Genomic DNA, 6,373 nt, shown 5'->3' with positions numbered 1-6,373 from the left:
CGGGCGCTGGCGTCCCGCCATCTGCCCGCCTCCGTGCTGGTCGGCGCAGTGCTGCTCAGCCCGCTTGTGGTGCCCCCGTTCGTCGTGGCGATGGGGTTCGACGTCCTGCTCCTGCGGCTTGCAGTCCCGGCCTGGGCGGGGGTGGTCCTGCTGCTGACCGTCGCGGCCCTGCCCTACACCACCTACGTGATGCGCACGGCCTACGGCGGCTACGACCAGGGGTTCGACGACGAGGCGCGCACCCTCGGCGCCTCCCCCCGGCAGGTGGTGCGCCTGGTCCAGGTCCCGGTCCTGGCCCCGGCGCTCGCCGCCGCCGCGTTCCTTGCGTTCCTCGTGGGCTGGAGCGACTACGTGGTGACCGTGCTCGTCGGCGGTGGCCGCCTGGTCACCCTGCCGCTGCTGGTGGCCTCGGCCACGTCCGCGGTCGGCAACGAGGCCCAGGTCGCCGCACTGTCCCTCCTGGCCGTGCTGCCACCGCTGGCCTTGCTGCTCATCGTCGCCGCGATCGGCCGCCGGGGCCGGAAGGTGCGGGCGTGAACGGCTACCTGCGGCTGACCGGCGTGTCCCTGCGGTACGGGCCGCAGCAGGAACCGGCGCTCGACGAGGTCGACCTCGAGGTCCCGGCCGGCTCCAGCGTCGCGATCCTCGGCCCGTCGGGATCGGGCAAGAGCACCCTGCTGCGCGTGGCCGCCGGTCTGGAGGAACCGACCGCCGGATCGGTGACCCTCGACGATGTCGACCTGGCCGGTACCGCCGCGGAGAACCGCGGCATGGCCATGGTGTTCCAGCGCCCGCTGCTGTTCCCCCACCTCGACGTCACCGACAACGTCGCTTTCGCCGACCGGGTCCGGGGCGTCCCCCGCCGGGCCGCACGTCGGCGGGCGCGCGAGTTCCTCGAGCTCGTGCAGCTGGCCGGCTTCGAGCGCCGAACACCCCGATCGCTGTCCGGCGGGCAGGAGCAGCGGGTCGCGCTGGCGCGGGCGCTGGCCGCCGAACCGCGGGTGCTGTTGCTGGACGAGCCGTTCAGCGCGCTGGACGCCGGGCTGCGCGAGGAGATGTACGAGCTGCTCGACGAACTGCGGCTGCGGTTGTCCCCCACGATCCTGCTGGTCACCCACGATCACCGGGAGGCTGACGCGCTGGGCGACACCGTCGCGGTGCTCGACGGCGGCCGGCTGCTCCAGTCCGGTCCGATGCGTCAGCTGTACACCCGCCCGGCCTCGCTGGCGGTCAGCCGGCTGCTGGGCGGCCGCAACGAGATCGCCGGCGAGGTGCGCGGCGGCTGGCACCACTCCCCCCTCGGCGTGTTCCGGGTGGCGACGTCTGTGGCCGACGGGCCCGGCGTCCTGCTGATCCGCCAGGAGGCGGTTGAGTTGACCGGAGCCGACGCCGACGCCGTCGGAACCGTCGTCCGCGTCCGGCGCCGGGGGCCGCGGGCCCTGGTCACCGTCGAGGTCGGTGGCCCTGACCGCCCCGGTACCGCGCGGGTCACCGCGGAGCTCGGGCCGGGGCTGCAGCTCGAGGTCGGCAGGGACGTCGGCCTGCGGCTGCCGGCGGAAGCGCTGGCCGTGGTCGCCGGGAACGCCCGCCAGGACGGCGTCGAGGCCGATCCCGTCGAGTCAGTCGATGACGGTCAGCGGTAGGAGACGGCGCAGCCGGGCGTTCTCCTCGACGTCGAGAACCGAGTGCTGGGCGCACGCCGGCACGAGCTGCCCGGTCTCGGGGTGGGCCATCGTGTACGTGCAGGCGGCCAGCCGCTCCTGGGTCGCCAGCAGTTCCGGGTCCTCGGCCGCGACGCCGCGCTGCATCAGATCCCAGGCGGGGGCGACCTGCGCGGCGTCCATGAAGCTGTGGACCTCGAAGGTCATCGGCCGCAGGGTGCGACGACGTGCCGCCCCGACGAGCCGCCGGAGGCCGCCCGCCCGGCCCACCGTGCGAGCGGCCCACCGCAGCGCGACGCCGACGTCACCCGGGTGGCGACGCAGCACCCGCAGCAGTTTGAGCGCCAGAAGTGCCGGGGGCGTGCCGGTGAACGCCACCCCGCCGAAGTGGTCGTAGAAACGGTCGCGGGCGTGCAGGTCCCGGTCATCCGTGGGCTGGAGGAACGACACCCAGGAGCCGTCGACGAGGAACCCGAACGCCGTCCGGTTGCACCGGGGATCACCGAACTGCACGCCCTCCCACGGCACGCGGTGGCCAACCGCCTCCTCCAGGGCGTCCCAGACCGCGCCGATGCTGACCTGCCGGTAGTCCTCCCGCCAGCGGCGGGCGTCACCGACGTGGGCGGCCGGCTGGAACGACATCATCGAATAGCCCATCGGCAGCACCGCGCGCACCGTCTCCGCCACCTCCCCCAGGTTGGCCGGGGTGACGGTCATGTTGTGGGCCAGGTAGTACCGCAGCCCGGTCTCGGCCCGCACGTCGCGGAACATCTGCACGAAGCGCTGCCGGAACGGGTGCAACTCGGCCTCCGTACGCGGCCGCACCGCGCCCCGCCGGCCGCGCATCAGCATGTCGAAGTGCGCGGCGAAGCTCACCCGCCGAAGCCGCAGCCGCCCCCGCTCGTCCTGCACGAGTGCGCGGAGATGGTCGGCGTCGAAGTCCCCGTGGGTCATCGACATCGGCTCGCGGCCGTGCGCCCGCATGCGCAACAGCGCCGCGGCATGGTCGTCCGGTGCCAGCAGGCTGACCTCGCCACCGATGAGCTGGGCGTGCGCGTACGGGCCACGCCGCTGCCGCAGGTAGGCCATCTGGGCGTCGACCTCCGCGACAGTGTGCTCGCCGTCGACCCGGACCTTGTTGGCGTCTGCCGAGTGGTAGCACGGAGTACAGGTGAGGTTGCACTTGGGGAAGACGCCGTGCGTGCCCTCGCAGCCGACCGCGTGCCGGCCCAGGGTCTGCGCCGGCGTGCGCACTGCCAGGGGCAGCGCTGCCCACCGTTCCCGCAGCACCCGGGCCGTGTCTGGGTGCACCGGTTGGGTCAGCTCCTCCCAGCCCCTGAGCCGTGCGCGCAACCCCATCGAGATCCTCCATCCGCCCCGCCGGCCACCCGGGCTCGACCGGCCCGGATGCCCAGGAAACCCCTCGACCGGGCCGTCGGCATCCCGACCGGTCGGACATCGTCCGGCGGGGTGGTCGGGCGCGGGCGACGAGGTGTGACAGGCAACGCTCAACGCCACGTCTCGACGCCGAGTGACGCGACACCGAGCTGACCGAGGTGTCGGTGCCCGTCGCGTCAAGCTCCTCCCGACCCACTTCGATCCCCCCGTGGAGATCGACCCGGCCTCCGATCGCGCCCGCGCTCCGACCCGGACAGCCGGCTGGCCGCCGGAAGTGCACCGTTTCGGTGAGTTTTCAGGGGGCCGGCCGGGCATGGCAGGAGTCAGACCCCGATCAGAGGAGGAACCGACATGCGCACGACCACGGGAAGACCGCACCCGGCCGGACCGCCGGCGGCGTCCGTCCGGCCACGGTCCGGAGGGATCGGCCGGTCGAGCTCCCCTGCGGCCGAGCAGGTGAGTGACGACCTGCGGCGGGGCGCGGGCGACTTCCTCGAACAGCGCCGCCGGATCGCCGGGCTGACGTCCCTGGCCTCGGCCGCGCTGGGCGTCGTGGGGCTGTACCAGTTCGGGCTCATTCGCCGGGTGCCGGAACCGTCGCTGCCCTTCCTGGGCGCCGATGCGGTCGACGCCTCCGGCGAGGCGTACCAGGAGTTGAAGACGCCGGATGCCGCTCTGGGACTGGTCAGCGCCGGCATCACGCTGGTCCTGGCCGGTATGGGCGACCGCGACCGCGCCCGGACGCAGCCGTGGGTGCCGCTGGCGCTGGCCGCCAAGACCGCGGCGGACGCCGGCGGCGGCCTCTACCTGCTGGCCGAGCAGATCACCAAGCACCGCAAGGTCTGTTCCTGGTGCACCGTCGCCGCACTCGCGCAGCTCGCCACGCTGCCGATCGCGCTTCCCGAGGCCCGGACCGCACTGCGGCGCCTGCGCGGTCGGTCATGAACGGTCTCGGCATGCACCTGCACGAGGAGCTCCTGGACGGCGAGCCGGTCCGCTGGTTCGAGCACGGGGACGGCGCCCCGGTCGTCCTCGTGCACGGCATCCCGACCTCCCCGCGGCTGTGGCGCCACGTGATGCCGCTGGTGCGTGGACGTTCCCTCGCGCTGGAGATGGTCGGGTACGGCAGCTCCATTCCCGACGGGGAAGGACACGATCTCGGCCTGGCCGCTCAGGCCGACCGGCTGCTGCGCTGGCTGGACATGGTCGGCGTCGAGGCACCGGTCCTGGTCGGGCACGACCTCGGCGGCGGGGTGGCGCAGATTGCCGCCGTCCGGGCGCCCGGCCGGTTCTCCGGCCTCGTGCTCACCAACGCGGTCAGCTACGACTCCTGGCCCATTCCCAGCGTCAAGGCCATGCAGCGCGGGGCGCCGGTCCTGCGGTACCTGCCCGAGACCGTGCTCTATCCCTCGTTCGTCCAGCTGATCCACCGCGGCCACGACGACCGCGCGCGGGCGCTGGAGTCCATCGGGGTGCACTGGCAGCACTACGTCGCCCACGGCGCCGCCCGCAGCCTGATGCGGCAGGTCAGCGCGCTCCGGGTCGAGGACACCATCGCCATCAGCGATCAACTGCCCTCCCTCGGCCTGCCCGCCCGGGTCGTCTGGGGTGACGCGGACCAGTTCCAGAAGATCGAGTACGGCCGCCGCCTCGCCGCCGACCTCGGCACCACGCTCCAGCCCATTCCGGGCGGGAAGCACTTCACGCCCGAGGACCATCCGGAGGTGGTCGCCGCGGCCGTCAACGAGCTGCTCAAGGCGACCGATGCCGCGCCGGGACGAGAGCGTTCCGATGAGGAGTGACGTCGACGGGTTCGTCGGTTACCCGATGGTCGAAGAGGCGGAGGCGACAGGTGCCGTCGCCGCCGTCTACGCCCAGCTTCTGCAGGGCATGCCGTTCGTGCCGAGCCTGTTCAAGTCGCTGGCGCTGTGCCCCGGCTACCTCGTACTGGCCTACGAGCAGGCCACCGGCGTGCTGCCGGAGCCGGCGTTCAGCGCGACCGCGGAGCGCCTGGTTTCCTCCGTGCGGGAGGCCGGGACAGCACCGGAGGATTCCGAGGCCCGGAATGCGCTGGCCGAGTTCGCCGGTCCGCTGAGCCGGATGCTGCTGCTGGCCGCCGGGCTGCACCTGGCGCTCGACGACGAACTGGACCTGCCGCCCGCACCCGGTCAGGCACCGGAGCCGCGCCCGGTGCACCCGCGCAGCCCCGCGCCGTCGCCCCAGGACGCCCCGGCGCCGGACCTCTACGGGGAGATCCGCGCAGCGCTGGAGACGCCCATCGTCAACAGCATCTGGCGCAGCCTGCGCGGGCGCGACCTGCTGGAAGCGGCGTGGGAGCACCTGGGCCCACAGGTCCCCGGAACCAGAACGGCCGCTGGCGACCTGCAGCAGCGGGCGGTCGACGTCGCCAGGGGGTTGCCCTGGCGGGTGTCCGCCGGCCCCGAGGCGCTGGAGCGAGCCGGGCTCAGCGACGCCCGCCCCGGCATGGCGAACATCCTCGACGCCTACCTCACCACGCTGCCCCGGGTCTTGGTGCTCGTCGCCTCCAGCACCGACGACGAATGACACCGCCCCGCCGACCTGCCGTGCCCACCCGCCGCGCATCCGCCGAGTTCTGTCGACCGACCCCCGGGAGCCTGCAATGAACACTTCGCCGTCCGTCATCGTCTTCGACGTCAACGAGACCCTGTCCGACATGAGCCCGATGGCCCAGCGCTTCGAAGACGTCGGCGCTCCGGCGCAGCTGGCGAAGCTCTGGTTCGCGACCCTGCTGCGCGACGGGTTCGCCCTGACCGCCGCCGGCGCATCCCACCCGTTCGCCGAGCTGGCGGTCGACGCGCTGCGCACCGTGCTGTACGGCGTCGACCTCGAACGGGACACCGACGCCGCCGTCGACCACGTCATAAGCGGCTTCACCGAGCTCACCGTCCACCCCGACGTCCCCGACGGGATCCGGACCCTGCGTGCGTCGGGGCAGCGCCTGGTCACCCTGACCAACGGCTCGACGCAGGTGTCGGAACGGTTGCTCACCGACGCCGGCATCCGCGGCCAGTTCGAGGCGCTGCTGTCGGTGGAGGACGCCGGCATCTGGAAGCCGGCCCGCGGTGCCTACGAGTACGCCGCCCGGACCTGCGGGACGAAGCCGGCCGACATGGTGCTGGTCGCCGTCCACCCGTGGGACATCGACGGGGCCGCCCGAGCCGGCCTGACCACCGCATGGATCGATCGCAGCGGCTCGCCGTACCCGGCGAGCTTCACCCCTCCGTCGCTGCGCGCCAGCGACCTGACCGACCTCGCCGCGCAGCTGACCTGAC

General features: G+C 73.3%; 7 protein-coding genes. 6 read left to right on the top strand and 1 reads right to left on the bottom strand.

Annotated elements, in window-relative coordinates:
• Together G5C62_RS13995 and G5C62_RS13990 are read left to right on the top strand one after the other, a co-directional pair.
• On the top strand, window positions 1-537 hold a 537-nt coding region (locus G5C62_RS13995), incomplete at its 5' end, for an ABC transporter permease (RefSeq protein ID WP_164701464.1).
• Complete coding sequence (locus tag G5C62_RS13990; protein WP_052091422.1) at window positions 534-1,643, top strand: ABC transporter ATP-binding protein; 1,110 nt, start codon at window positions 534-536, stop codon at window positions 1,641-1,643. The genes G5C62_RS13995 and G5C62_RS13990, both read left to right, overlap by 4 nt.
• On the opposite strand, the gene G5C62_RS13985 is transcribed toward G5C62_RS13990, so the two are convergent.
• A complete protein-coding gene (locus tag G5C62_RS13985; protein WP_231558446.1) occupies window positions 1,620-2,972 on the bottom strand; it encodes a radical SAM domain-containing protein in 1,353 nt (450 codons plus the stop codon). The two genes, G5C62_RS13990 and G5C62_RS13985, sit on opposite strands and share 24 nt — an antisense overlap.
• A gap of 543 nt (window positions 2,973-3,515) precedes the next feature.
• Between G5C62_RS13985 and G5C62_RS13980 the strand changes: the two genes are divergently transcribed.
• From G5C62_RS13980 to G5C62_RS13965, 4 genes are all read left to right on the top strand, one after another.
• The gene (locus G5C62_RS13980; RefSeq protein WP_052091420.1) at window positions 3,516-4,004 is read left to right on the top strand and encodes a vitamin K epoxide reductase family protein; all 489 of its coding nucleotides are present in this window, start codon (window positions 3,516-3,518) and stop codon (window positions 4,002-4,004) included.
• Window positions 4,001-4,861, top strand: a complete 861-nt coding sequence (locus tag G5C62_RS13975) for an alpha/beta fold hydrolase (protein WP_081975498.1) — start codon at window positions 4,001-4,003, stop codon at window positions 4,859-4,861. The genes G5C62_RS13980 and G5C62_RS13975 overlap by 4 nt, the downstream gene beginning before the upstream one ends.
• A complete protein-coding gene (locus G5C62_RS13970) occupies window positions 4,851-5,624 on the top strand; it encodes a hypothetical protein (protein ID WP_036337917.1) in 774 nt (257 codons plus the stop codon). The genes G5C62_RS13975 and G5C62_RS13970 overlap by 11 nt, the downstream gene beginning before the upstream one ends.
• 76 nt (window positions 5,625-5,700) lie before the next feature.
• Window positions 5,701-6,372: a haloacid dehalogenase type II gene (locus G5C62_RS13965; RefSeq protein ID WP_164701462.1), complete on the top strand. Its 672-nt coding sequence runs from the start codon at window positions 5,701-5,703 to the stop codon at window positions 6,370-6,372.
• Window position 6,373: the final 1 nt, after the last annotated feature.

The sequence above is a fragment of the Modestobacter sp. KNN46-3 genome (genome assembly GCF_011039295.1).
This window is presented reverse-complemented; position numbering and strand designations above follow the sequence as displayed.

Bases quoted from the DNA above. Each gene is read 5' to 3' on its own strand.
- G5C62_RS13975 (WP_081975498.1), top strand. From the start codon at position 4,001: ATGAACGGTCTCGGCATGCACCTGCACGAGGAGCTCCTGGACGGCGAG.
- G5C62_RS13965 (WP_164701462.1), top strand. From the start codon at position 5,701: ATGAACACTTCGCCGTCCGTCATCGTCTTCGACGTCAACGAGACCCTG.
- G5C62_RS13970 (WP_036337917.1), top strand. From the start codon at position 4,851: ATGAGGAGTGACGTCGACGGGTTCGTCGGTTACCCGATGGTCGAAGAG.